The organism is Pseudomonas sp. E6002, assembly GCF_013385565.1.
In the GTDB taxonomy this organism is placed as follows: domain Bacteria; phylum Pseudomonadota; class Gammaproteobacteria; order Pseudomonadales; family Pseudomonadaceae; genus Aquipseudomonas.
This window is the reverse complement of sequence record NZ_JACAPT010000011.1, coordinates 1-24,207: the sequence shown is the minus strand read 5'-3', so window position 1 is coordinate 24,207 and position 24,207 is coordinate 1. Positions and strand designations below refer to the sequence as shown.

28 protein-coding genes are annotated in these 24,207 nt (G+C 61.2%); 7 read left to right on the top strand and 21 right to left on the bottom strand.

Annotated features, from left to right (window positions below; translation table 11 throughout):
* Nucleotides 1–24 precede the first annotated feature (24 nt).
* Genes HX815_RS11890 through HX815_RS11870 form a run of 5 tightly spaced genes read right to left on the bottom strand, consistent with a single transcriptional unit; the run spans nt 25 to nt 3,455 of the window.
* A complete protein-coding gene (locus HX815_RS11890; protein WP_003208000.1) occupies nt 25–414 on the bottom strand; it encodes a RidA family protein in 390 nt (129 codons plus the stop codon).
* Nucleotides 415–437: 23 nt separating this feature from the next.
* On the bottom strand, nt 438–1,223 hold the full coding sequence (locus HX815_RS11885; protein ID WP_003207998.1) for an amino acid ABC transporter ATP-binding protein: 786 nt from the start codon (nt 1,221–1,223) through the stop codon (nt 438–440).
* On the bottom strand, nt 1,220–1,882 hold the full coding sequence (locus HX815_RS11880) for an amino acid ABC transporter permease (protein WP_003207996.1): 663 nt from the start codon (nt 1,880–1,882) through the stop codon (nt 1,220–1,222). Before HX815_RS11880 ends, HX815_RS11885 begins: the two co-directional genes overlap by 4 nt.
* 9 nt (nt 1,883–1,891) lie before the next feature.
* Nucleotides 1,892–2,554 carry an amino acid ABC transporter permease gene (locus HX815_RS11875; protein WP_003207993.1) on the bottom strand — a complete coding sequence of 221 codons (663 nt, stop codon included), beginning with the start codon at nt 2,552–2,554 and terminating at the stop codon, nt 1,892–1,894.
* Between the two features lie 52 nt (nt 2,555–2,606).
* The gene (locus HX815_RS11870; RefSeq protein WP_003207992.1) at nt 2,607–3,455 is read right to left on the bottom strand and encodes a transporter substrate-binding domain-containing protein; all 849 of its coding nucleotides are present in this window, start codon (nt 3,453–3,455) and stop codon (nt 2,607–2,609) included.
* Between the two features lie 336 nt (nt 3,456–3,791).
* Here HX815_RS11870 and HX815_RS11865 point away from each other — a divergent pair, with 336 nt between their 5' ends.
* Together HX815_RS11865 and HX815_RS11860 are read left to right on the top strand one after the other, a co-directional pair.
* Complete coding sequence (locus tag HX815_RS11865) at nt 3,792–4,028, top strand: hypothetical protein (RefSeq protein WP_003207990.1); 237 nt, start codon at nt 3,792–3,794, stop codon at nt 4,026–4,028.
* A gap of 147 nt (nt 4,029–4,175) precedes the next feature.
* The gene (locus HX815_RS11860; RefSeq protein WP_177028298.1) at nt 4,176–4,553 is read left to right on the top strand and encodes a co-chaperone YbbN; all 378 of its coding nucleotides are present in this window, start codon (nt 4,176–4,178) and stop codon (nt 4,551–4,553) included.
* On the opposite strand, the gene HX815_RS11855 is transcribed toward HX815_RS11860, so the two are convergent.
* The 8 genes from HX815_RS11855 to HX815_RS11820 form a co-directional block, all read right to left on the bottom strand.
* Complete coding sequence (locus HX815_RS11855) at nt 4,489–5,331, bottom strand: PhzF family phenazine biosynthesis protein (RefSeq protein WP_177008263.1); 843 nt, start codon at nt 5,329–5,331, stop codon at nt 4,489–4,491. The two genes, HX815_RS11860 and HX815_RS11855, sit on opposite strands and share 65 nt — an antisense overlap.
* A 79-nt stretch (nt 5,332–5,410) precedes the next feature.
* Nucleotides 5,411–6,964: a TerC family protein gene (locus HX815_RS11850; protein ID WP_008436957.1), complete on the bottom strand. Its 1,554-nt coding sequence runs from the start codon at nt 6,962–6,964 to the stop codon at nt 5,411–5,413.
* Between the two features lie 435 nt (nt 6,965–7,399).
* Entirely contained in the window at nt 7,400–7,870 is a 471-nt protein-coding gene (locus HX815_RS11845) for a hypothetical protein (protein WP_087694195.1), read from the bottom strand.
* Nucleotides 7,871–7,888: 18 nt separating this feature from the next.
* Nucleotides 7,889–8,317 carry a hypothetical protein gene (locus tag HX815_RS11840; protein ID WP_003207983.1) on the bottom strand — a complete coding sequence of 143 codons (429 nt, stop codon included), beginning with the start codon at nt 8,315–8,317 and terminating at the stop codon, nt 7,889–7,891.
* Nucleotides 8,314–8,517, bottom strand: coding sequence for a toxin-antitoxin system YwqK family antitoxin (locus HX815_RS11835; protein ID WP_371132908.1), 204 nt, complete (start codon nt 8,515–8,517; stop codon nt 8,314–8,316). The genes HX815_RS11840 and HX815_RS11835 overlap by 4 nt, the downstream gene beginning before the upstream one ends.
* Before the next feature lie 192 nt (nt 8,518–8,709).
* On the bottom strand, nt 8,710–9,078 hold the full coding sequence (locus HX815_RS11830; RefSeq protein ID WP_102605896.1) for a lysozyme inhibitor LprI family protein: 369 nt from the start codon (nt 9,076–9,078) through the stop codon (nt 8,710–8,712).
* 12 nt (nt 9,079–9,090) lie between these two features.
* Nucleotides 9,091–10,281: a sugar transporter gene (locus HX815_RS11825; protein ID WP_003207980.1), complete on the bottom strand. Its 1,191-nt coding sequence runs from the start codon at nt 10,279–10,281 to the stop codon at nt 9,091–9,093.
* 88 nt (nt 10,282–10,369) lie between these two features.
* Complete coding sequence (locus HX815_RS11820) at nt 10,370–11,368, bottom strand: bile acid:sodium symporter family protein (protein WP_087694198.1); 999 nt, start codon at nt 11,366–11,368, stop codon at nt 10,370–10,372.
* An 85-nt stretch (nt 11,369–11,453) separates the two neighbouring features.
* On the opposite strand from HX815_RS11820, the gene HX815_RS11815 reads away from it, so the two are divergent.
* The gene (locus tag HX815_RS11815) at nt 11,454–12,242 is read left to right on the top strand and encodes a helix-turn-helix domain-containing protein (protein ID WP_003207977.1); all 789 of its coding nucleotides are present in this window, start codon (nt 11,454–11,456) and stop codon (nt 12,240–12,242) included.
* A 216-nt stretch (nt 12,243–12,458) separates the two neighbouring features.
* Here HX815_RS11815 and HX815_RS11810 read toward each other — a convergent pair whose 3' ends face one another.
* The 7 genes from HX815_RS11810 to HX815_RS11780 all read right to left on the bottom strand — a co-directional run bounded on the left by HX815_RS11810 (nt 12,459) and on the right by HX815_RS11780 (nt 18,928).
* Nucleotides 12,459–13,694, bottom strand: a complete 1,236-nt coding sequence (locus HX815_RS11810) for a Zn-dependent hydrolase (protein ID WP_177028297.1) — start codon at nt 13,692–13,694, stop codon at nt 12,459–12,461.
* Nucleotides 13,691–14,182 carry an L-2-amino-thiazoline-4-carboxylic acid hydrolase gene (locus HX815_RS11805; protein WP_177028296.1) on the bottom strand — a complete coding sequence of 164 codons (492 nt, stop codon included), beginning with the start codon at nt 14,180–14,182 and terminating at the stop codon, nt 13,691–13,693. Before HX815_RS11805 ends, HX815_RS11810 begins: the two co-directional genes overlap by 4 nt.
* 31 nt (nt 14,183–14,213) lie before the next feature.
* Nucleotides 14,214–15,353, bottom strand: a complete 1,140-nt coding sequence (locus tag HX815_RS11800) for a branched-chain amino acid ABC transporter substrate-binding protein (RefSeq protein WP_177008268.1) — start codon at nt 15,351–15,353, stop codon at nt 14,214–14,216.
* Between the two features lie 66 nt (nt 15,354–15,419).
* On the bottom strand, nt 15,420–16,136 hold the full coding sequence (locus HX815_RS11795; protein WP_008436935.1) for an ABC transporter ATP-binding protein: 717 nt from the start codon (nt 16,134–16,136) through the stop codon (nt 15,420–15,422).
* Complete coding sequence (locus tag HX815_RS11790) at nt 16,129–16,902, bottom strand: ABC transporter ATP-binding protein (RefSeq protein ID WP_177008269.1); 774 nt, start codon at nt 16,900–16,902, stop codon at nt 16,129–16,131. The genes HX815_RS11795 and HX815_RS11790 overlap by 8 nt, the downstream gene beginning before the upstream one ends.
* On the bottom strand, nt 16,899–17,984 hold the full coding sequence (locus tag HX815_RS11785) for an ABC transporter ATP-binding protein (RefSeq protein ID WP_087694203.1): 1,086 nt from the start codon (nt 17,982–17,984) through the stop codon (nt 16,899–16,901). Before HX815_RS11785 ends, HX815_RS11790 begins: the two co-directional genes overlap by 4 nt.
* Nucleotides 17,981–18,928, bottom strand: a complete 948-nt coding sequence (locus HX815_RS11780) for a branched-chain amino acid ABC transporter permease (protein WP_003207963.1) — start codon at nt 18,926–18,928, stop codon at nt 17,981–17,983. Before HX815_RS11780 ends, HX815_RS11785 begins: the two co-directional genes overlap by 4 nt.
* Before the next feature lie 172 nt (nt 18,929–19,100).
* Between HX815_RS11780 and HX815_RS11775 the strand changes: the two genes are divergently transcribed.
* Nucleotides 19,101–20,000 carry a LysR substrate-binding domain-containing protein gene (locus tag HX815_RS11775; protein WP_177028295.1) on the top strand — a complete coding sequence of 300 codons (900 nt, stop codon included), beginning with the start codon at nt 19,101–19,103 and terminating at the stop codon, nt 19,998–20,000.
* 137 nt (nt 20,001–20,137) lie between these two features.
* Here HX815_RS11775 and HX815_RS11770 read toward each other — a convergent pair whose 3' ends face one another.
* Nucleotides 20,138–21,139 carry an ABC transporter substrate-binding protein gene (locus tag HX815_RS11770; protein ID WP_177022740.1) on the bottom strand — a complete coding sequence of 334 codons (1,002 nt, stop codon included), beginning with the start codon at nt 21,137–21,139 and terminating at the stop codon, nt 20,138–20,140.
* 157 nt (nt 21,140–21,296) lie between these two features.
* Here HX815_RS11770 and HX815_RS11765 point away from each other — a divergent pair, with 157 nt between their 5' ends.
* From HX815_RS11765 to potE, 3 genes are all read left to right on the top strand, one after another.
* Nucleotides 21,297–22,193 (top strand): LysR family transcriptional regulator, encoded by an 897-nt coding sequence (locus HX815_RS11765; protein ID WP_177028294.1) that lies wholly within the window; start codon nt 21,297–21,299, stop codon nt 22,191–22,193.
* A 120-nt stretch (nt 22,194–22,313) separates the two neighbouring features.
* Entirely contained in the window at nt 22,314–22,745 is a 432-nt protein-coding gene (locus HX815_RS11760) for a hypothetical protein (RefSeq protein WP_032899607.1), read from the top strand.
* A gap of 67 nt (nt 22,746–22,812) precedes the next feature.
* The gene (gene potE / locus HX815_RS11755) at nt 22,813–24,129 is read left to right on the top strand and encodes a putrescine-ornithine antiporter (protein ID WP_177028293.1); all 1,317 of its coding nucleotides are present in this window, start codon (nt 22,813–22,815) and stop codon (nt 24,127–24,129) included.
* Nucleotides 24,130–24,207: the final 78 nt, after the last annotated feature.

Here is a 24,207-nt window from a genome sequence, read left to right as displayed (position 1 = left end):
CCTGTGGTCTCAAGAGACGGGCATTTAGCCTTTTTTCTTGTAGGCCACGCAATCGATCTCAACCTTGCAATCGACCATCATGTTCGCCTGCACACACGCCCGCGCCGGGGCGTGTTCCGGGTTGAAGTATTCGCCGAAGACTTTGTTGAAGCTCCAGAAGTCCCGTGGGTCTTCCAGCCATACACCCACGCGCACCACGTCTTCAAGGGCGTAGCCGGCTTCTTCGAGAATCGCCACCACGTTGCGCATGGTCTGGTGGGTCTGCTCGACGATCCCGCCCGTGATGATTTCACCGTCCACCGCCGGCACCTGGCCCGACACGTACAACCAGCCATCCGCTTCCACCGCGCGGGCGAAAGGACGAGGCTGGCCGCCGCCTGCAGTGGCGCCGGTGCCGTAACGAGTAATGCTCATAATGGATCTCCTGAAGTGATGATTTAAAAACGAATGTTCTTGAGAAATTCCGCGAGTCGCGGCGATTGCGGGCGTTCGAAAATGTCTTTCGGCGGCCCTTGTTCTTCAATGCGGCCCTGGTTCATGAAGACGATCTTGTCCGAGACTTCATAGGCAAAGCGCATTTCGTGGGTGACCAGCAACATGGTCATGCCCTCTTCCGCCAAACCCTTGATTACGCTGAGCACTTCGCCCACCAGTTCCGGGTCCAGGGCCGAGGTGACTTCGTCGAACAGCATCAGGCTCGGGTTCATCGCAATCGCCCGGGCAATCGCCACGCGCTGTTGCTGGCCGCCCGACAATTGGCCCGGGAAGTGATTGCGGCGCTCCAGCAGGCCGACACGATCCAGCCATTTTTCCGCCAGTGCAACCGCCTCGTCCTTGCCCATCTTCTTGACCTTGAGCAGGCCCAGAGTGACGTTCTGCAAGGCGGTCAGGTGCGGGAACAGGTTGAACTGCTGGAAGGCCATGCCGGTCATCGCGCGGTGCTGGGAGATCACCCGCTCCGGGTGGCGCACGCGCTTGCCGCCGACCTCGCTGTAGCCGATGGATTCGCCGTCGAGGGTGATCTGGCCGCCCTGGAATTCTTCCAGTAGGTTGACGCAACGCAGCAGCGTGGTCTTGCCCGAACCGCTGGAGCCGATCAATGTCACGACGTTGCCGCGCTGCATGCTCAGGTCGACGCCCTTGAGCACTTCCACCGGGCCGTACTGTTTACGCAGGCCGCGAATGTTCAGCAGTGGCTGGCTTTCTTTTGAGAGTTGGTTCATGGCAACGCCACCCGCTTTTCAATGTAACGCCCCAACAATTCGATGGCGTAGTTGATGACAAAAAACATAAAGCCTGCAAACAGGTAGAACTCCAGGGTCATGAACGTCCGGGCGATGACCTGTTGGGTGCTGAGGAGCAGCTCGGCCACACCGATCACCGACAGCAAGGTGGAAGCCTTGACGATTTCGGTGGACGAGTTGACCCAGGTCGGCAGGATCTGCCGCAGCGCCTGGGGTAACAGCACGTAGCCAAGGGATTGATAGAAGGTCAGGCCGATGGCCTTGCCCGCTTCCAGTTGCCCCTTGGGAATGGCCTGCAATGCACCGCGCACGATTTCCGAAACGTGAGAGCCGCAGAACAGCGTCAGGCCCACGGCACCGGCCTGGAACGCAGTGATCTGCCAGCCAAGCGCCGGCAACATATAGAAGCACGCCAATACCAGCACAAACACCGGCGTACCGCGGATCAGGTCGACGTACAGGCGAAACGGTGCGCGCATCCAGAATTTGCCGTAGGTCAGTACCAAGCCGGCGACGATGCCGATCAGGGTGCCGAAGATAATGGCCAGGGCCGAGCAGTAGACGCTGGTCTGGAACCCCGCCCAGAGGGTTTCCCGGGCGATCCACAACTCATGCAGCCAGCTGGGGGATTCGTACATGGGCGCTCCTTAGCGGCGAATTGCCAAACGCTGTTCCAGGTAACGGAGCAGCATGGCAATGAGGTAACAGGCAGCCACGTAGAGCGCGGTCGTGACCATCCAGGTTTCAATCACCCGGTAGCTTTCGACGTTGATCTTGCGGGCGTAATAGGTCAGCTCCGGCACCGCGATGGCGGCCGCGAGGGAGGTGTCCTTGAACAGCGAAATGAAGTTGTTCGACAGCGCCGGCAGCACGTTGCGCAGCATCACCGGCACGGTGATGTACGCGCGGATACGCCATTCGCCCAGGCCAATGGCCAGGCCCGCTTCACGCAACCCCTTGGGAATGTTCAGCAGGCCTGCGCGAAAGACCTCGGTGAGGTAGGCACCGGCGTACAACGACAGGGTGATGATGAACGAAGGGATCTTGTCCAGCCGGATACCCAGGCTGGGCAAGGCGAAGTAGATCAACAGGATCAGCACCAGGATCGGGGTGTTGCGGATCACCGTCACATACACCGAGGCCACGATGCGCAGCGCACGGTGTTTGGACAGCATCGCAAACGCCATCAACAGGCCGATCACGCAACCGATGGCGATGGACAGCAGTGCCAGTTCAAGGCCGAGGCCGAGCCCCGCCAGCAAGCTGGGGAAATCGCGCCACACAGCGGCAAAGTTCAACTGATAGTTCATGGTCGGCAGTACCTGATTGGGGCGCCGTCAGCGACGCCCCAGGGTTTACGAATTACTTGAACTCAACCGGGAAACCGATCGCAGGCTCTGGCAGGTCCACACCGAACCATTGCTTGAACGAGGCCTTGTACATTGGGAATTCCACACCGGTCATGGCTTCATGCAGGGCGGTGTTGACGAAGTTCAGCCAGTCCTGGTCGCCACGCTTGACAGCGCACGCATAGGTTTGCGGGCTCCAGGCGTAGCTCGGGCTGCGGTAGCGGCCCGGGTTTTGCACCATCAGGTACTTGACCGAGGACTGGTCGGTGGCGGCGGTGTCGGCACGCCCGGAGTTCACGGCCTGGTACATCAGGTCGACGCTGTCGTACTGGTCGACCTTGGCTTTGGGCAATGCCTGGTGCACCAGCTCTTCGGCGTAGACGTTTTGCAGCACGGCCACGGTGACGCTGTCGCCGGCGGCCTGCAGGTCTTCGATTTCCTTGTACTTGCTGTTGGCCGGCAGCAGCAGGCCCACACCTTCGCGGTAGTACGGCAGGGTGAAGGCCACCTGCTGCGCACGGCTTGCCGTGACGGTGATGAACTGGCAGCTCATGTCGACCTTGTCGGTCAACAGGTTGGGAATGCGGGCATCGGAAGACTGCACCACGTATTCGACTTTGCTCGGGTCATTGAACAGACCCTTGGCCACGATGTGGCCGATGTCGATGTCAAAACCCTGCAACTTGCCATCCGCTCCCTGGAAGTGCCACGGCGCATTGGTACTGCCTGTACCCACGATCAGGTGCCCACGCTTGAGCACTGTATCGAGCTTGCTGTCCGCCGCCTGCACTACGCTGGCGAGGGAAGCCGATGCGGCGAAGAGAAAAACACACGCTTTGAACACGGAAGGTCGGTGATGCATGACAAGCACTCCAGGAGTTGTGTATTCCGCTATACCGGAACTTAGTATGTAACAACGGAATAGACAGCAGAAAGTGTGCCACACGCAGTAACATAAAAATATTGCGGGATTAATTTCTTTTTAAATCAACGGGATAGATTTTTATCAGCGATAAGGCACTGGGCCAGCCGCTGCAATCAGATTGCTACCGTTGGCTACACACCGGGGTGACAGGCCACATTTGTGTGCGGGTGCGGGTCGTTACCGTGCACGAAAGCGGTGCAGTGGCCGGATGGAAGAATTCCGTGGCTGGGCTAGTCTTGGCAGATGATCGACCCCCCCAAGGAACGCGTTCAGATGAAGATCAGTCTTGTCCTTATGTTGTTGTCGCTGGCGTTTGCCACCCAGGTGTTCGCCAAGGATGACCGGCGCGAATGCAAGGCCGAGCTGGTCAGGCTGAAGGCGGCGTTCAGTACGAACTACACCACGCAGAATCATCATGGGTATCGGAGGGCCAAGGATGCCAAGGATCAGGGTGACTATAAGCAGTGCGTGGGGTTGGCGAAGAAGGCTCGGGAGCGGGCGGAGCGCTGAAGGCTTTGGGCTGCTGCGCAGCCCAGCGGGAGCAAGCTCCCTCGCCACAATGGGCCAGTTGGAGGTGGGTACCTGTTAGTTTTGACAGTAGACGGTTTTGATCGCCGGGATTAGCGTGGGCCAGGCCTTTCGCTCAAGGAGATCATCATGGGAATTGCAACGGCGGTGATTGCCGATGCCGAGCAGTATCAGCAGTTGCTCAAGACGCATAGAACGGTGTTCATGCTGTTTGTTTCGCAGCACTGCCCGGCCTGCGGGGAAGCCGGGCCACTGTTTGAACGGATTGCCGGGAAATACGCCAGCTCCGTGAAAAGCCTGGTACTCGACACTGCCCGAACCCCGAGGCATCCCGAGGTTACCGGCACGCCTACCCTGCTGGTTTTCCAGAATGGCAAGATGATCAATAAGCTGGAGGGGTTCGACGAAAAAACGCTGAGGGAGACGTTCACCAGGACCAGAATCAGTCCTCCAACATCAACCGCGCCGTCCCCGAAACCCGAATCGAGGCACCCTTCTCATCGGTGATCTGCGCCTGCAGGCGCGAACGGCTGCCCATGTCCTCGCCTTGAATGATGTCGATGCGCCCGTTGTGCGGCCAGCCCAGGTCCCGCAGGTAGCCGGCAAAGGCAGCGGTCGCGGCACCCGTGGCCGGGTCTTCGTACACGCCGCCCACCGCAAACGGGTTGCGGGTGTGGAACAGCGTCGGGCTTTCGGCAAACACCAGCACCACGGTGCCCAAACCGGCGTCGGTCATGTAGCGGCGACCGGCTTCCAGTTCATAGTGCATCTGGCTGAGTTTGGCGCGGCTGGCGAGCGCCAGCACCAGGTGGGAAATGCCGGCATGGATGATCGCTGGCGGAATGCTCGGGTCCAGGTCATTGCGGGTGTAACCGAACAGGGTCAGGCCCGCGTCCACCAGGGCATCGTTGGCCGGTGCGCTGCGGGTTGGCGGGGATTGCAGCGCGGCCTCGATCAGGTCGCCTTCGCTGCGGCCGCTGACCGAGATATCGCCATTGTTCAACGCCAGGTGGAATTCGCCATCGCCCAGCGCCAGGCTCAAGGCCGCACCGAGGGCGATGGTGGCGTGCCCGCAAAACGCGACTTCGGACTCCGGCGCGAAGTACCGCACGCGCCAGCCGTCATCCTGCGGGCAGGCGAATACGGTTTCCGAAAACCCGACTTCGTGGGCGATACGCTGCATTTCTGCAGCTTCCGGCAGGCTGTCACCGATCCAAACACCTGCAGGGTTACCGCCCTGGTTGCCGTCACAGAATGCAGAAATCTTAAGCACGTCCAAAGTCATTCGGGTAACCCTTCCTTAACGGTTCAGTGAGCGGCGATGCTATCCAAAGGCCAGCCCAGCGTCGAATGAAATTCACCCGTTAAAGCGGGGCCAGCAACACCTGCGTGACCCGCCGCTCCTCCACCGCCGCCACGGTCAGGCGCCAGCCTTCATGTTCCAGGCTGTCACCGACCACCGGCAGTCGATCCAGCAGGCTCATCACCAGCCCGGCCAGGGTCTGGTAATCCTCCGTCGCCACAGCCTTGAAGCCGGTGCGCTGGCGGATCAGGTTGAGGTTCAAGGCGCCATTAACGCGAAAACCACCCTCCTCCTCGACGATATCCGGGCCTTCGACCTCACTCGCATCCGGCAACTCACCGGCGATGGACTCGAGGATGTCGGTCATGCTCAACACCCCGATAAAGTCGCCGAATTCGTTGATCACGAAGGCAATGTGAGTCGACTCCTGACGCATCTGCTCCAGGGCATTGAGAATCGAAAAACTCTCCAGCAAGTTGACCGCCCGGCGCGCCAGGTGCTCCAGGTTCGGCTCGTTACCGGCCAGGTATTCCTTGAGCAACTCCTTCTTGTGCACAAAGCCCAATGGCTCGTCGACATTACCGTTGCGGATCAAGGGCAGGCGCGAGTAAGACGAATGCATCAGTTTCAGGCGGATAGTGTCGGGATCGTCCGACAGATCTATAGAGTCCACCTTCGCCCGAGGCGTCATCAGCGTACGGATCGGGCGTTCAGCCAGTTGCAGCACGCCACTGATCATCACCCGCTCGCGCCGGTCGAACAGCGGCCCGCCGTTGGCATCGGGGTTGTCCAGCAGGTCGGCGACCTCTTCACCCACCTCCTCCACTGCCAGATTACGCCCGCCGAGCAAACGCATCACCGCGTGGGCCGTACGCTCACGCCTCGGCAGCGTGCCCTGGGCCGACTTCTTGCGGCGCGACCGGGCGATCTGGTTGAACAGCTCGATCAGGATCGAGAAGCCGATGGCCGCGTACAGATAGCCTTTGGGAATGTGGAAGCCCAGGCCTTCGGCCGTCAGGGCAAAACCGATCATCATCAGGAAGCCCAGGCACAGCATGATCACCGTCGGGTGGGCGTTGACGAAACGGGTCAGCGGCTTGCTGGCAATGATCATCAGGCCGATGGAAATGATCACCGCGATCATCATCACCGCCAGCTCATCCACCATGCCCACGGCGGTAATCACCGCATCGAGGGAGAACACCGCATCCAGCACCACAATCTGCGCAACGATCGGCCAGAACATCGCATAGGCCACGTTGCCAGTGCGCTGAGCCACATGCCCCTCAAGGCGCTCATGCAATTCCATGGTGGCCTTGAACAACAGGAACACACCACCAAACAGCATGATCAAGTCACGGCCCGAGAAACTCTTGTCGAACACCTCGAACAGCGGTTGGGTCAGGGTCACCAACCAGGAAATACTTGCCAGCAAGCCCAGACGCATCAGCAACGCCAGGGACAAACCGATCAGACGCGCACGGTCACGCTGCTCCGGCGGCAGCTTGTCCGCCAGGATCGCGATAAACACCAGGTTGTCGATGCCCAGCACCAGCTCCAGCACAATCAAAGTCAACAGGCCGAGCCAGGCCGTTGGATCCGCTAACCATTCCATTTTTCAGTATCTCTTCAAGTTTTTCAGAATGCCGGGCACGGCAACGCACGGTCGAGGGACCGGGTAAGGGTAGGCAATCGGAAGACGGGGTGCCTGGCCTGGAGGCAGGCGATCAGCGGGAACGGCGGCAGTGAATGTCTTGGGGAAAGACGACTGGGAGGCTCCGAGAGGGTGTTCATGTAGGTCCTATTGTGGAAAAAGGACTTGAATCGTACAGGCGAAACAGGGATTTCCTACAACGCAAAACTATTACAAGATCTGTAGGATCGAACATTCTGATATTAGGGAGAATGTCGTGAGCCAACAATTTTTCACTATGGTTGGGACAGCCCATAACAAATTTTGAGCATTTGATCGTTCCCACGCTCTGCGTGGGAATGCATACCGTGACGCTCCGCGTCACCCTCGCGCCGGACTTCAGCCAGGCTCGTAGCATCAAGCTTTATCGTCGGGCAGATCAACACGATCTTGCTGCTCTTCACTGATCAGGTATTCAAGAAACGCGGTATACGTCGGCCATGAATCCGGCGCAGTCAACAAGGCCTCCCTACCCAGGCGGCACACATCCACGTCATCACACCAAATCACCCGACCGCCTCCGCCCGAGCAATCCATCACGATCAAACTGGCCGGCGGCTGGGCTAATACCAAAAACTGCCGCGCAAGCCCGGCACGCTCTCGAAGACTTCTGGTTTCGTCCAGGACATTCGGCGCAGGCGCCCACCCTATTGCGTGCAAGGGCAAAACGTAGATTCCAGAGCCATCGAAGAACTCGGCAGCCTCACGAAAATCATCCGCAAGCTCCAGGCCAAGGTGGCTCTGCACCTCATCAAGAAACCCAGGCTCAACGGCGCGCGCGCCATTCAAAAGCAAACATTGCTGCCGGATCATTGCTAACGTGGACATCAACACCCGCCCTCGCGTCTAGAGATTTGCCCGCGTGCCAAGAAAGCGCAGATAGCGCCCATCCTCGTTGTCAAAGATCTCGGCCCCTGCGCCCATGTATGCCCGCATCAATTCATCGGCGGCCTGATCATCGTGGCCCTGATCCAGCAAAACCTGCCCCAGGCGCAGATGTAAAAACGGATTTCCGAGACCGCCCGGACAGGTCATCGCATAGTCCAAGGCATCCCGGGCTGAGCCGTTGAATCCGGATAAAAAGCATGCATCAGCGATGGCAGCCAATACCCAGGTGGAGGCTTCCCAATCATTTTTCGGCTCGGGGATCAAGATCCAGGCCTTGTTGTATTGCTCGATGGCCTCTTCATAACGGCCGTCATCGGCCAATTGATCACCTGCACTGCATAACGACTGGATCTCTTCGTGCAGCGACGCTGCAAGCTCAGTGGTCATGAGGACTCCTCCAGAGATCCATCTGCATCCCAGAACGACCACAGCCCAACTTCCTGGCCACGCTCATAAACGCCCTGCGCCGCCACCTGTCCATTGTCGTGGTAGTCCCGCCAGTCGCCGTGTTCGGCGCCATCCACGTAATTCCCCTCGGAAGCCAGGTTGCCGTTTGGGTGGTAGGCGCGAAAAAGCCCATGTCGAATCCATTGCGTGCCGTCCTCGGACAGGTAACGCGAATACCTGAATCGAACCTCACCGGTCTCGTAGGGAATTTCCGCTATGTGTAACGCGTCTGGTTTTTCGTCCATGGCAAACCTGCTGCGGTGTGTTGATGTGCTTTCAGACTCTGTTGAGAAAACTGACTTTAGCCGGCGTTGTACGTTTATGCCCGTTATTCAGAACGGCCCTTTCGTCATCACCCGCTCATCAATGAAGCTACGCAACATCGCAATCCGCTGCGTATAGGCTTTGCTCAGGCAACTGACTTGGGCGCCGCAGGTATGCCGTTGCTTGAGCCACACAGCCTGATCATCCATCAACGAACCGCGCCCGCCCATGGCCATGAAGTGCCGGTTGAGGTCATAGAGCAGCGCCATGGTCACGTCCTGATCATTGAGGGAGCGCGTGGCACAGATGGTTTTCTCGTCAGGCGCCTTCGCCCGGTCACAGTCAAAACTGGCCGCCAGGCTCACAGGGCTGAGCCACAACACGGAAAACCCGGCGAGCACTGCGAATACCGCCGGTTTAATCAAACGAACTGCCATGAAAATTACCTCCTACAGAGGGCTACGCGCCACACCCTGCCCAAACCGATAAATCGCCAGGCAATACCCAATCAACGCCACCGCTGCCAGCAACCCGCCCGCCGCGCCGATCCAAGCAAAACCAAAGTGGCTGCCCACCCAACTGCCCATCAACGCCCCACCGCCAATACCGATATTGTAGATCCCGGAAAACATCGCCATCGCCACATCCGTGGCATCCGGCGCCAGCACCAGCACCTTCGATTGCAACGCCAGGCCAAAACCCATGATGGCCATGCCCCAGAACACACTCAGGGTCACCAGGTACGACACCTCGCCACTCAACGGCAGCAACAACGCCAGGCACAGCGCCAGGATAGTCACCGCGCTGATCAGGAACCGGTGCGGATTAAAGCGATGCACCAGACTGAACAACAACGAGCCAATGATCCCCGCGCCGCCAAACACCAGCAGGATCAGGGTCACCGTATTGCCACTCATACCGGCAACACCTTCAACAAACGGCTCAACATAACTGTAGGCAGTGAACTGCGCCGTCACCACCATCGCCGTCAGCACATACAACGCCACCAGCGCCGGGCGCTTGAACAGCAGCGGCAGGCTGCGCAACGAGCCGGAGTTCTGGCTCGGCAGCAGCGGCAAGGTGCGCGCCAGCCAGAACACCAGCCCGGCGGCAAACGCGCCGATCACCAGGAAGGTGGTGCGCCAGCCCATGGCTTCGCCCAGCAAGCGGCCCAGCGGGATACCCAGAACCATCGCCAGGGAAGTACCGGTAGCCAGCAACCCAAGGGCCTGCACCTGCTTGCCCTCCGGCGCCAAACGCACCGCGAGGGAGGCGGTAATGGACCAGAACAACGCATGGGACAGGGCAATGCCGACCCGGCTGAGCATCAGGATGCCAAAGCTGGTGGCCACGCTGGACAGGATATGGCTGGCGATAAACATGCCGAACAGCACGATCAGCAGCTTGCGCCGCTCGACGTTACGGGTCAGCAGCATCACCGGCAGCGAGGTCAGGGACACGATCCACGCATAGATGGTCAGCATCAGGCCGACGCTGGCGATGGGCATGTCGAAGCTCGCGCCGATGGCACTCAGCAGGCCGACCGGTACAAATTCGGTGGTATTGAAAACGAAAGCAGCCAACGCGAGAGCGAAGACCGGTTGCCAGTTGGCTTGAGGTGTTGCGGCGGAAATGCTCATTGACAGGTCGTCGTACTCGTTTGCGCGCGGATCAAGCCGGCCCGATGCCGGGCCTTGAGCCGCGCGCAAAAAATAGTAACACGACGATTCAGGGATCGACTTGCCCCATCAGCTCGGGAATCGACTCAGGACGCTTGGCATAGCGCTGGGCCAGCGCCGCGCAGACCATCAACTGGATCTGGTGAAACAGCATCAGCGGCAAGATCAGCACCCCCATGCTCGCCCCGGCAAACAACACCTGGGCCATCGGCACACCGGTGGCCAGGCTTTTCTTCGAGCCGCAGAACAGGATGGTGATCCGGTCTTCCTGGCTGAAGCCAAAAGCCTTGCCCAGCACCGTGGACGCCACCAGTACCAGCGCCAGCAACACACAGCACGCCACCACCAGGCCACCCAGTTCCCACAACGGAATCTGGTGCCAGATGCCTTCGTTGACCGCTTCGCTGAAGGCGCCGTAGACCACCAGCAAAATCGACCCCTGGTCGACGAACTTCAGCCAGGATTTGTTACGCCCTACCCACTCGCCGATCCAGCGACGGGCGATTTGCCCGGCGATGAACGGTAGCAACAATTGAACACTGATTTTCAGGATCGCATCGACGGTGGAGCCGCCATCGCCATGCACATTCAGCAGCAACGTCACCAGCAATGGCGTCAGGAAGATCCCGAACAGGCTCGACGCCGCCGCGCTGCAAATCGCCGCCGGGATATTGCCCCGGGCCAGCGAGGTAAAGGCAATCGCCGACTGCACGGTGGCGGGCAACGCACACAAATAGAGCATGCCCATGTACAGGTCTTTACCGATCAGCGGCGACAACACCGGCTTGAGCGCCAGGCCCAGCAACGGAAACAGCACGAAGGTCAGGCTGAACACCAGCAGGTGCAGGCGCCAATGACCCGCACCGGCAACAATGGCCTGGCGCGACAGTTTCGCGCCGTGCAGGAAAAACAGCAGCGCGATGGCCAGGTTGGTCACCCAGCCAAAGGCCACGGCGGTCTGGCCGCTGGCGGGCAGCAGGGACGCGAGGATCACCGTGGCCACCAGGGTCAGGGTGAAGTTGTCAGGTAAAAAGCGTGGGCGGGTCATAGGCCAATCTTCCAGGGGTTGCCAAGAGCATCGTCGCGACTCTAACGTAACGGCTTGTTACCGACTAACGCCAATGAGCCAGTAAATGCCGCCAAAAGGACATGACAAAACCGTGCGCCGCAGCGTGCCCGGGCTTTCCAGCCTGCCCAGGCCGGTGTATGGCCGCACCGAATCCCTGCCCAACCGCGCGCTGACCCGCCGCCATAGTCACCCGTGGGTGCAGTTGTCCTACGCAATATCCGGGGTGCTGGAGATCCAGACCAGCGTAGGACGCTTCGTCGCGCCACCCCAGCGGGCCGTGTGGATACCGGCCGGCATGCCACACCGGGTGTTCAGTTCGCCCCATACCGAGATGCGCAGCCTGTACCTCGATTGCAGCGTCACCGCCTGGGCGGCCGACCGCTGCCAGGTGCTGGCGGTGAGCAGCCTGTTGCGCGAGTTGATTCGCAGCTTCAGCGAATTGCCGGTGGAATACGCCGAGGATGGCCCGGATGGACGGCTGGCCCAAGTGGTGCTGGACCAACTGGCCGCCGCGCCCCAGGTCGACCTGATGTTGCCGCTGCCCGCCGACAGCCGCTTGCGGCAGATTTACCGCAGCCTGAACCTGCACCCGGAGCAGCAAACCACCCTGGGGCAGTGGAGCCAGAAACTGGCGGTCAGCGAGAAAACCCTCAGCCGGCTGTTCCTGAGCGACACCGGCCTGACCTTCCGTGCGTGGCGCCAGCGCCTGCGATTGTTGAGCGCCCTGCCCGCCCTGGAACAAGGCGAACGCGTGACCGATGTGGCGCTGGCCTGCGGCTACGAATCCACCTCGGCCTTCATCAACGCCTTCCGCCAGCAGTTCGACGCCACACCGGGCGAGTTCTTCCGCTGATCATCAGACAAAGAAGCTCCAGAGCGAAAACTGGATTTCCTATGGGAACTCGCCCCCCCTGTGGAAACTCGGTCCCCTGTGGGAGCTGTCGAGCTTTAGCGAGGCTGCGATGGCGGCCTGACTGTCGACATCTCTATTGCCTGACAGGGCCTCATCGCAGCCTCGCTAAAGCTCGACAGCTCCCACAGGGAACCCAGTTGAACAGTTAAACCTCGCTCACTCCCCCGCCTTGGCCAACACCGCCTGCAACAACACATCCGCCCCCGCCGTCGACCACTGCGGATGAATCTCCTCCGCCTCGTTATGGCTCAACCCATCCACACACGGCACAAAAATCATCGCCGTCGGCGCCACCCGGTTCAGGTAGCAGGCATCATGCCCGGCCCCGGAAATCATGTCGCGATGGCTATACCCCAACGCTTGCGCCGAAGCCCGCACCACCTCCACACACTCAGGGTCGAAGGCAATCGGCGCGTACTGGAAAATCTGCTTCACGCTGTGCAGCAAACCAATCCCCTCGGCAATCCGCGCCACCGCCGCGTGCAGCTGCTGATCCTGATACCCCAGCACCGCTTCATCCGGGTGCCGAAACTCCACACTGAAAAACACCCGCCCCGGCACCACGTTGCGTGAATTGGGGAAGATATTCGCCATGCCCACCGTCGCCCGCCCTTCGGCGCCCTGTTCCAGGCCGATCTGGTTCACCGCCTCCACCACCCGGGCAAACCCGAGCAACGCATCCAGCCGGTGATCCATCGGCGTCGTCCCGGCATGGGCGCTGCGCCCGCTCAGTTCCACTTCATACCAGCGCTGGCCCTGGGCGCCGGTGACCACACCGATGGTCAGGCCCTGTGCCTCAAGAATCGGCCCCTGTTCGATATGCAGCTCAAACGCCGCATGCACCGCCTGGCCACCCACCGGATGCGCACCGGCATAGCCAATCTGCTGCAACGCCTGGCCGATGGTGATCCCGGCCTTGTCTTCCCGGGACAGGCCGTACTCCAGGTCAAACACCCCGGCATACACCCCCGAGGAAATCATCGCCGGCGCAAACCGCGAGCCTTCTTCGTTGGTCCAGTTCACCACTTCGATTGGCCGCTCGGTCTCGATCCCCAGGTCATTCAAGGTGCGCAGCACCTCCAGCCCGGCCAGCACGCCGTAGATACCGTCGTACTTGCCGCCCGCCGGCTGGGAATCGCCATGGGAACCGGTCAGCACCGGGGCCAGGTGATCCTGGCGCCCGGCGCGACGGGCAAAGATATTGCCCATGGCATCCACCCGAATGCTGCACCCGGCCGCCTCGCACCATTGCACAAACAGGTCGCGACCGCGGCGGTCCTCATCCGTGAGGGCCAGCCGCGAGACCCCGCCCTTTTCGGTGCCGCCGATCTGCGCCATTTCCATCAGCGAGCCCCACAGGCGCTCGCCATTGACCCGCGCCAAGTCGTTCATGAACGCGGCTCCTGGGGTTTGGCCCGGTAGCGGAAGTCACAGCGATGGGCACCGCTCATGATGGTCTGGGTGCGGGTCAGCTTGATGTCCGGGTTGTAGCCGACGATAAACAGTTCGTCGCGGTTGCAGGACAGCAGGTGACCGATCTCGCCCAGGCCCATCTCGTGATACATCTCGGCATAGCGGCAGCGCTTCACGTCATAGTCGTAGTGCTCGGCGTCGCTGGCGATGATCTCGACCTTCAGCGCATCGTCCTTTTCCCAGAGCACTTGCAGCTCGACAAAGCTCTTGAGGTCGGCGCCCTGCTCTTCCAGCTCGGCAAAGTGCTTGCCGGCCTGGATCGCCGCATTGCCCACCGCCTCGCCGATCACCGCCGCCGCAAAGGCCTTGCCCTGCTCGCGCACCAGGATCTCGTAGATCGGCTTGATGATTTCGGCTTCGATCCGCCGCCGGGCCAGGATGCCCAGTTCACCTTCCAGCTTGCTCATTGTGTGCCTCCGTCAGCTCCACAGAATTCGTTTACTTGCCGCCCGCCACACTCACTGGCTGCCACTGATTGCCCTTGACCTGATACACGGTGAACGACGGCTTCTTCAGGTTGCCCTCGGCATCAAACGCAATGGTCCCGGTCACGCCCTGGTAGCTAATGGCGCGCAGCACCGGCAGGTACTTTTGCGGGTCCACCGAGTCGGCTTTCTCGATCGCCGCCACCAACACCCCGACACCGTCATAGGCAAACGGCGCGTGCAGTTCGATCGGCGCCTTGTAGCGATCCTTGTAAGCCTGCTCGAACGCCTTGCCACCCGGCATCTGCGCCACCGCCAGGCCCGGCTCCAGGGCAATCACGCCCTCGCCTTCGTTCTGCGCCAGTTGCAGGAAGGTCTGGCTGACAAACCCACCGGCCCCCATCAGCGGTGCCTTGATGCCCAGTTGCTTGATACGCCTGGCCAAAGGCGCGGCCTGGGAATCGACGCCACCAAAGAAAATCAGGTCCGGGTTCTGGCTGCGGATATTGGTCAGCACCGCGCTGAAATCGATGGTCTTGTCGTCGACGTATTCACGGGATACCACTTTGGCGCCACCGGCCTCGATGGATTTGACGAACTGGTCCGCCAGGCCCTGGCCGAATGCGGTGCGGTCGTCGATCACCGCAATGCGCCGGGCCTTGAGGGTGTTCAAAGCATAGTCGCCGGCCACCTGGCCGCCATCGTCGTCATGGCCCATGATCCGGAAGCTGGTGTCGAAGCCCTGCTGGGTATACGCGTGCCCGGTAGCAACCGGGGCGACTTGCGCGATACCTGCATCGTGATAAACCCGCGCCGCCGGAATGCTGGTGCCGGTGTTCCAGTGGCCGACCACGCCCACCACGCCTTCGTCCACCAGGCGCTGGGCCACGGTGACGGCGGTGCGCGGGTCGGACTGGTCGTCCTCGGACAGCAGCTTGAAGGTCACCGCCTCACCGTTGATTTTCGGGTGCTTGGCGTTGGCCGCGTCGATGGCCAGTTGCGCGCCGTTTTCCAGGTCCTTGCCGATCCGCGCCGACGGGCCGGTCAACGGCCCGGCCAGGCCGATCAATACGGTCTGGTCGGCCTGGGCCATGGCACTCGCCAGGCTGCTCAGGGCCAGGCCGATCACTAGGGTGTGCTTGAAAGTCTTCATCAGTGGTTCCTGTTTCTTTACGGGCTGGTCGGAACACGCCGGGCGTCCGGTAGCGTCAGGGTTAATTCATTCACCGAGGTAGGCACTGCGCACCTCGGGGTGGTCGAGCAATTCATGGGACGGGCCAGTGAGGCTGATGCGCCCGGTGTCCATCACATAGGCACGGTCGGTGACCTGCAGCGCAAGCCGGGCGTTCTGCTCTACCAGCAGCAGGGTCATGCCCTGGCGGCACACGTCGTCGATCACCTGGAAGATCTTTTCCACCATGATCGGCGCCAGGCCCATGGACGGTTCGTCCAGCACCAGCAAGCGCGGCTTGGAGAGCAGCGCCCGGGCCAGCGCGAGCATCTGTTGCTCGCCACCGGAGAGCAGGCCGGCGGACTGCTGCAGGCGCTCCTCCAGACGCGGGAAGTGCTCGAACAACTGGCGGATCTCGCGGTTCACCTGCTCGGTGTCACGACGCAGGAAGGCCCCGGCCTGGAGGTTTTCCAGGACGCTCATGCGCGCAAAGATCCCGCGCCCTTCCGGTACCATCGCAATGCCCTGGCGCAGCAATTGGTCCGGCGCCTGGCCGAGGATCGAACGCCCGGCGAAGTGAATCTGCCCCGCCGCTGCCGGCAGCAATCCGGTCAGGGCCTTGAGGCTGGAGGTCTTGCCGGCACCGTTGGCGCCGATCAACGTCACTCGCTCGCCTTCGCCGATGTGTAAATCCAGGGACTTGACCGCTTCGATGGCGCCGTAGCGCACCTGCAAGCCGTCGACTTTCAATAAAGGTTCAGACATGGGCGCTGGCTCCCAGATAGGCCTGGATCACCGCCGGGTCGTGGCGCACCTCGGCAGGCGCGCCCACGGCGATCACTTGGCCGTAATCGAGCACGCTGATGCGGTCGCACACCCCCATCACCAGCTTCACGTCGTGCTCGATCAGCAGCAGCGTGTGGCCGTCGTCGCGGATCTTTTCCAGCAGGCCGCGCAGTTGCACTTTCTCGGCAGCGTTCATCCCGGCGGCCGGCTCGTCGAGGGCCAGCAAACGTGGTTCAGTGGCCAGGGCCCGGGCGATTTCCAGTCGGCGTTGATGGCCGTAGGACAGGCTGTCGGCGCGGTAATTGGCGAACCCCGCCAGCCCGACATACGCCAACAGGCGATGGGCATGGGCGCGGGTTTGCGCTTCTTCTTCCCGGGCTCGACGATGGCGACTCAAGGCGGCCCACACGCCATTGCGGGTGCGCACATGGCGGCCGACCATGACGTTTTCCAACGCGCTCATTGTGTTGAACAGGCGGATATTCTGGAAGGTCCGGGCGATGCCGGCCTGGGCCACCTGGTGCACGCTGGCCGGCTTGTAGTCCTCGCCGTCGAGCTGGAAGCGCCCGGAATCCGGGGTATACAGGCCGGTCATCACGTTGAAGAAGGTGGTTTTACCGGCGCCATTGGGGCCGATCAAGCCATAGATCTCCCCAGGCTGGATGCTCAGGCTCACGTCGGTGAGCGCCGCCACGCCGCCGAAGCGCTTGTTCACCTGGTCAATCTGCAACAGCGGCTGATTCATCGCGCCACTCCTTTTGGCCACAGGCCTGCCGGTCGATAGAGCATCGCCAGGATCAGCGCGAGCCCGTAGAACAACTGACGAATGATTTCCGGGTCCACCAGCACCTGGCCGAACAGCGCCTGCTGCAACGGGCCCATGCTCGCGCGCAAGGCTTCGGGCAACGCCGCCAGCAATACGCAGCCGAGAATCACCCCCGGGATATGGCCCATGCCGCCGAGCACCACCATCGCCAGCACCGCGATGGACTCATTGAGAGTGAAGGACTCCGGCGAGACAAAGCCCTGGAACGAGGCGAACAACGCCCCGCTCACGCCGCCAAACCCGGCACCGATGGCAAACGCCAGCAGCTTCAAGCGCAAGGTGTTGACGCCCATGGCCTGGGCCGCTTCCTCATCTTCACGAATCGCCACCCAGGCCCGCCCGATGCGCGAACGCTCCAGGCGAATGCAGGCAAACAGGATCAGCACCACCAGCGCGGCGAACAGGTAGTAGTACAGATAGACCGAAGGCAGGCGCAGGCCGAACAGCTCCTGGGTGCGCCCGAGGTTGATCCCCAGCAGGTTGACCGGGTCGACCTGGGAAATACCTTTGGGCCCGTTGGTGATGTTCACCGGGCGATCCAGGTTGCGCAGCAATATGCGGATGATTTCACCAAAGCCCAGGGTCACGATGGCCAGGTAATCGCCGCGCAGGCGCAAGGTCGGTGCGCCCAACAACACGCCAAAGCCCGCTGCCAGCAACGCGGCCAAGGGCAGGATCAACCAGATCGAGGTGTGCATGCCCGCCGGCAGCAGCGCCATCAGCGCCGGGAATTGCTGCAACAGATGCGGCGAGGACAGCAATGCGGCGAGGTACGCGCCCACTGCGTAGAACGCGATAAAACCCATGTCCAGCAGCCCGGCGTAACCCACGACGATGTTCAGGCCCAGGGCCAGCATGATGTACAGCAAGGCGAAATCGAGGGTGCGCACCCAGGTATTGCCACCGGCATGCCCGACAATCCAAGGCGCCAGCACCAGCGCCACGGCGAACAATACAAGGCCAAAGCTGGCGCGCTGGCGGGAGGTATTCAGGACACTCATGCGCGGGTCGCCAGTCGTTCGCCCAACAGCCCCGAAGGACGAAACACCAGCACCGCGATCAACACGATAAAGGCAAACACATCCTGGTAATTGCTGCCGAACACACCCTGGGTGGCAGCGCCCAGGTAGCCGGTACCCAGGGCCTCGATCAACCCCAGCAGCAGGCCGCCAAGCATCGCGCCCTTGAGGTTGCCGATGCCGCCCAATACGGCTGCGGTGAACGCCTTGATGCCCGGCAGGAAACCCATGTAGAAGTGCGCGCTGCCGTAGTTGCTCGCCATCATGATTCCGGCCAATGCCGCCAGGGCGCCGCCAATGGCAAAGGTCAGCACGATGATGCGATTCGGGTTGATGCCCATCAGGCTCGCCACCTGCGGGTTCTCGGCCACGGCGCGCATGGCCCGACCAAAGCGTGTGCGCTCCACCAGCACCAGCAGCGCGACCATCACCGACAGTGCGACGGCAATGGTGGTCAGGGCGGTAGCGTTGGTGATCGCCGGATGCGCCGAAGCGCCCGCGAGCACTTCAATCGGTTCCAGCGGCAGCAGTTGCGGGAACATCTGCGGGTTACGCGTCCACACCAACATGGCGATGGTTTGCAGCAACAACGACACCCCGATGCCGCTGATCAATGGCGCCAGGCGCGGCGCATTGCGCAGGCGCCGGTAAGCGACCCGCTCAATCAGCACCGCGAGTACCGCGCAGAACGCCATGGCAATCACAGTGGCTGCCAGCAGCACCAGCACCGGCGGCATCGCCGGCCATGTCACCTGCAACAGGCGAATCACCGAGAGGCCCACCAAAGCGCCAATCATCAACACATCGCCGTGGGCAAAGTTGATGATCCGCAAAATGCCGTAGACCATGGTGTAACCCAAGGCCACTAGCGCGTAGAGACTGCCCGTCATCAAACCATTGAGCAGCTGCTGGATAAACGCATCCATGGAAACCATCGACCTCACTACTGACGAGGGCGGCACACTAAGCATCTATTCTGTTTTTATCAACTATCAGAAATTCATATGGTTATGCCAAACGCATAAAGCGCTATAACCGCCATAAATACGGCATTTATGGCTCTTTATTTGCCATCTCACTTAGTATTTAATTCAACACATGAATAATTTAGAACAGTTAGCCAATGACCCGCCGTTGCGTGCCGTGCGCACCTTCGAAGCGTTTGCCCGCCATGGCGGAGTGAATTCCGCTGCCCGCGAGCTGGACGTGTCGCCCTCCGCCGTCAGCCATCAACTGCACCTGCTGGAAAGCTTTCTGCAGCAAGCGCTGACCTTGCGCCAGGGCCGCAACCTGGTGCTCACCGAAGAAGGCCGCGAGTACTACCGCGCAATTCGCTCGGCCTTCGCCGTACTGCGCAGCGCCACCGAACATGTGCGGGAAAAAAGCGCCACACGCCAGGTCACCATCAGCCTGATCCCGCTGTTCGGCATCAACCTGTTCATCCCGCGCCTGGCACAGTTCCTCAAGGACCACCCGGCGCTGGACATCAACGTCACCTACGCCAACCACCGCAGCTACCCCAGCGACGCTGCCGATTTATCGATCCGCTTCGGCACCGGGCACTGGCCGGGGTACCACAGCGAGCCGCTGATTTCCGGGGCGGTGACGCCGTATTGCAGCCGCGCATTCCTGGAGCAACACGGGCCGATCGACACACCTGAGGCGCTGAGTGAATTACCGCTGTTGCACGACGAAGAGCGCGGCACCTGGAGCCAATGGTTCCAGGCCGCCGACGTGCATCACGGGACCGCGTTGAATGGTTTGCTGCTGGAGGATGGTCAGTTGGCGCTGACGGCCACGCTGACCGGATTGGGCTGCTCACTGCTGCGCGCGCCACTGGTTGCGCCGCATGTGGCAAATGGGGAGTTGGTGAAGCTGTTTGATCTACAGGTCGATGATGGCCGCCAGTACTACCTGTGCCGGCGGGCCAACAGCGAGTCGTCGAGCGAGGGGAATCACTTGTACGACTGGATCAAGAGCAACCTTGCGGGGAATTGAAAACACCGCAGATCCAATGTGGGAGCTGGCTTGCTCGCGAATGCGATGGTTCAGCCAGCACATGTATCGACTGACCCACCGCATTCGCGAGCAAGCCCGCTCCCACATTTTTGTGTGCGTTTCAATTCAGAATGGAGTCAGCTGCCGTTCCCGCCATGCGCCTCTTCAAAGAAGTAATCCTTCCAGCTCCCCGCCTTGTTCTTCAACACGCCCAACTCCTGCAATTTCTCGGCATAGATATAGGTACGCTGCGGCACGATGGTGAAGTCGATTTCCGGGTCCTGGACAATCTTCTCCACCAGCGCCAGCGGTAGCTTCGACTGCTCTACACGAATGTAAGCCTGGGCCGCTGCCGGCTTGTCGGCCTTGATGATTGTCTCGGCCTCGGCCAACGCGTCATAGAACGCCTTGTAGGTCTTGGGGTTCTCGTCGTGGAATTTCTCGGTGGTGTACAGCACATTGAACGTCGCCGGGCCGCCGAGAATGTCGTAGGAACTCAGCACCTTGTGCACCTTGGGATTCAACAACTCCTGGTACTGGAACGGCGGGCTGGAAAAATGCGCGTTGATCTCCGAACCGCCAGCAATCAGCGCCGCAGTGGCGTCCGGATGCGCCAGGCTGATGGAGATATCGTCGAACTTCTTGTAGTTGTCGTTCCCGAACTGCTTGGCGGTTTCAATCTGCAAGGTACGCGACTGAAAACCCACACCGGCGGCCGGTACGGCGATGCGGTCTTTTTCGCTGAAGTCCTTGAGGGTCTTCACATCCGGGTTATTGGTCAGCAGGTAGTTGGGCATCGAGCCCAGCGAGGCGATGGCCTTGACGTTCTGCTTGCCCTTGGTGCGGTCCCACAGCGTGAGCATGGGCGGCACACCCGCCGACACCACGTCCAGCGCGCCGGCCAGCAGCGACTCGTTCATCGCGGTGGCGCCGGAGATACTGTTCCACTCCACCTTGATGTCCAGGCCCTGCTCCTTGCCGTGTTTCTCGATCAGGTTCTGGTCACGAACCACATCGAGGATCAAGTAGCCGATGCCGAATTGCTGGGCGATGCTGATCTTGCCTTCGGCGTGTGCACCAAGGCTGAGGAGCGCACTGGCTGCTGCCAGGAGCGTCAGGGTGGGTCGTTTTATTATCATGAGAACGCTGCCGCGAGTTTGAGAAGGGTTGCGAGCGTAGCGGCCCACGTACAGTGCGAAAAAGAATATCGCGATCTATGGATATACGAAAAACACTGCCCACCGGCGCTGCTATATTGCGCGCCTGTGCCTGATGTCATCCCCGGAGCCACTCTGCATGCTGCGCACCAACCTCAACGAGATGCTGATCTTCATGGCGGTGGTCGATGGCGCCAGCTTCGTCGCCGGTGGCCAGGCGATGGGCCTGACGCGCTCGGCCGCCGGCAAAGCCGTGGCGCGCCTGGAGGACAGCCTTGGTGTGCGCCTGTTGAACCGCACCACCCGCACCTTGAGCCTCACCGACGAAGGCCGCGCGCTGTATGACCAGGGTCTGGAGATCCTCGCCGCAGTGGACAACGCCCAAAGCCGCATCGGCCAGCCCACCGGGGTACCGCGCGGTTTATTGCGGCTTACGCTGCCCGATGCGTTCGGGCGCAAGGTGTTGCTGCCGCTGTTGAAGAAATACCTGCAAGCCTGGCCCGAGGTGCAGGTGGAAGTCAGCTTCAGCGACCGCACCGCCGATATCGTCGAGGACGGCTTCGACCTGGCCATCCGCATCGGCAGCGCAAACACCGACCGCCAGTTGGTGTCCCGGGTGGTCGCTCGTTATCAGGCGCTGCTGTGCGCCGCACCGGACTATCTCGCCGAGCGCGGCATACCCCGGGACATGGACGCCCTCGCCCACCACGACTGCCTGTATTTCAGCAGCCGCACGCGCAAGCAAAGCTGGCGCTTTCGCGAATCGGATGGCACCTGGGTCAAGGCGTACGGGCGCAGCCGCCTGCGCCTGGACAGCGGCGAAGCACTGCGCGACGCTGCCGTGTCCGGGCTGGGCATCGCCTTGCTGCCGGACTTCGTGGTGGCCGAGGACCTGGCCGCCGGACGCCTGGCACAGGTGCTGCCCGACCTGGACGCCGGGGACGTGGAGATCCTGGCGATGTACCCGAGCAAACGCTTCCTGGAGCCTCGGGTACGGCGCTTTATCGACCTGATGGTGGATGAGCTGGCGGGCTGATCACCGTAACAAGGGCATTGGCGAATGGACGTCCCCACTGAGGCGACCAAAAACTACCCGCCCACGCCCTTCGGCTGGTATCGTGCCGCCCTTGAAAAAACCGCTGCGAGGAAATGGACCTTGAACACTGACGAAAAAATGACCGGGGACCTGTTCGAGGTGGATAAGCGCCTGTCACTCAAGCCCGTGGTGGACTTCAACAACTACCTGCGCAGTGCCTTCGGCGATGGCCCCTGCACCTGCATCCGCTGCGTCGCCAGCGAAGGCAACGAGGCCGGTTACGAGTTTCAGCACACCTTCGATTTCGACGGCAAAAAAACCCACCGCCGCTTCGCCTCCACCGCCGGCAGCGACGTGCTGCTGATACTGAAGAAAGCCTGGTTGTCTTACACCAAGGCCGAGCTGCCGTTGAGCGGCGCGCTGGCGCTGGACACGGTGAAGGAATTTGTCGAGCCGCAGCTGCACAAGCGCGTGGCGCCGCTGTTCCTGGCCAGTGGGTTGGTCAAGGATGTGGAAGGTGAGTTGCGGATGCAGCCGCAGGCAGCAGGCTGATAATCGCGCAAACAGGCAACAAGCTGCTTCACTGACAAGGCTGTCCTCTCAGCGCAAGGAGTCGCCGATGGCCGAGCCAAGCAAAAAGATGAGCCTGATGGGCCTGACCACCCTGGTGGCGATCAACATGATGGGCTCGGGCATCATCATGCTGCCCGCCAGCATGGCGCAATTGGGTGCGATTTCGCTGCTGTCGTGGCTGATCACCGCCGTGGGCTCGATGGCGATCGCGTACTGCTTTGCCCAGTGCGGCCTCTTCTGCACCCGCACCGGCGGCATGTCGGCCTACACCGAAGAGGCCCACGGCAAGTCCGGGTTCTTCCTGTGTTCGTTCCTGTATTTCCTGTCGCTGATCATCGCCAATGTGGCGATTGCGATTTCGGCGGTGGGCTACCTGTCGTCCTTCATCCCGTGGCTGGGCAGCGGCCCCATCCCCTTGTTCATCGGCACCCTCGGGCTGATCTGGCTGACCACCGTGGCCAACTTCGGCGGGCCGCGCCTGACCGGGCGGATCGGCGTGATCACGGTGTGGGGCGTGATCATCCCCGTGGCGGGCTTGAGCGTGATCGGCTGGTTCTATTTCAAGACGGAGGTGTTCAGCGACGCCTGGAACCCCAACCAACTGCAACTGTGGGATGCGATTGGCGCGAGTATCCCGCTGACCCTCTGGGCCTTCCTCGGCATGGAGTCCGCTGCCCAGGGCTATGACGCGGTGGAAGACCCCAAGCGCACCGTGCCGCTGGCCTGCCTGCTGGGCACCCTCGGCGCGGCGCTGGTGTATGTGCTGTCCACCAGCGTGATCCAGGGCATCGTGCCTAACGCCGAACTGGCCGAGTCTTCCGCGCCGTTTGCCCTGGTGTATGCGCAGATCTTCACGCCGCTGGTGGGCGATATCATCATGGCCCTGGCGGTAGTGGCGTGCATCGGCTCGCTGCTGGGCTGGCAATTCACCCTGGCGCAAACGGCCAAGATGTCGGCGGACCAGCGTCTGTTTCCGCGTTTCTTCAGCCGGATCAGCCGCGCCCACGCGCCGGTGTTGGGGCTGATTGCCTGCGCGGCGTTGCAGAGCTTGATTGCCTTGTCGACCATCTCGCCCACAGCCAGTGCGCAGTTCGGCAAGTTGGTGAACCTGGCGGTGGTGACCAATTTGATTCCTTACGTCACTGCGCTGACTGGGCTGCTGGTGATGATGCACAAAGCGCGGGTGGCGGCCTCGATTTATGCACGCAATACCACGGTGTTGCTGATTGCCGTGGGGTATTCGCTGTATGCGATTTATGCGTGTGGTGAGGAGGCGGTGTTTGGTGCGACGCTGGTGTTGGCGTTTGGGTATCTGTTGTATGGGTTTTTGGCGCGGCGGTTTATCACGGCCGGTGGTGGGTGAATATCCGTTATTTTGGTGATGGCTGAGATTGGTTCCGCTCTTACAGCGGCTCACTTTTGAAAAGCGCAAAAGTAAGCA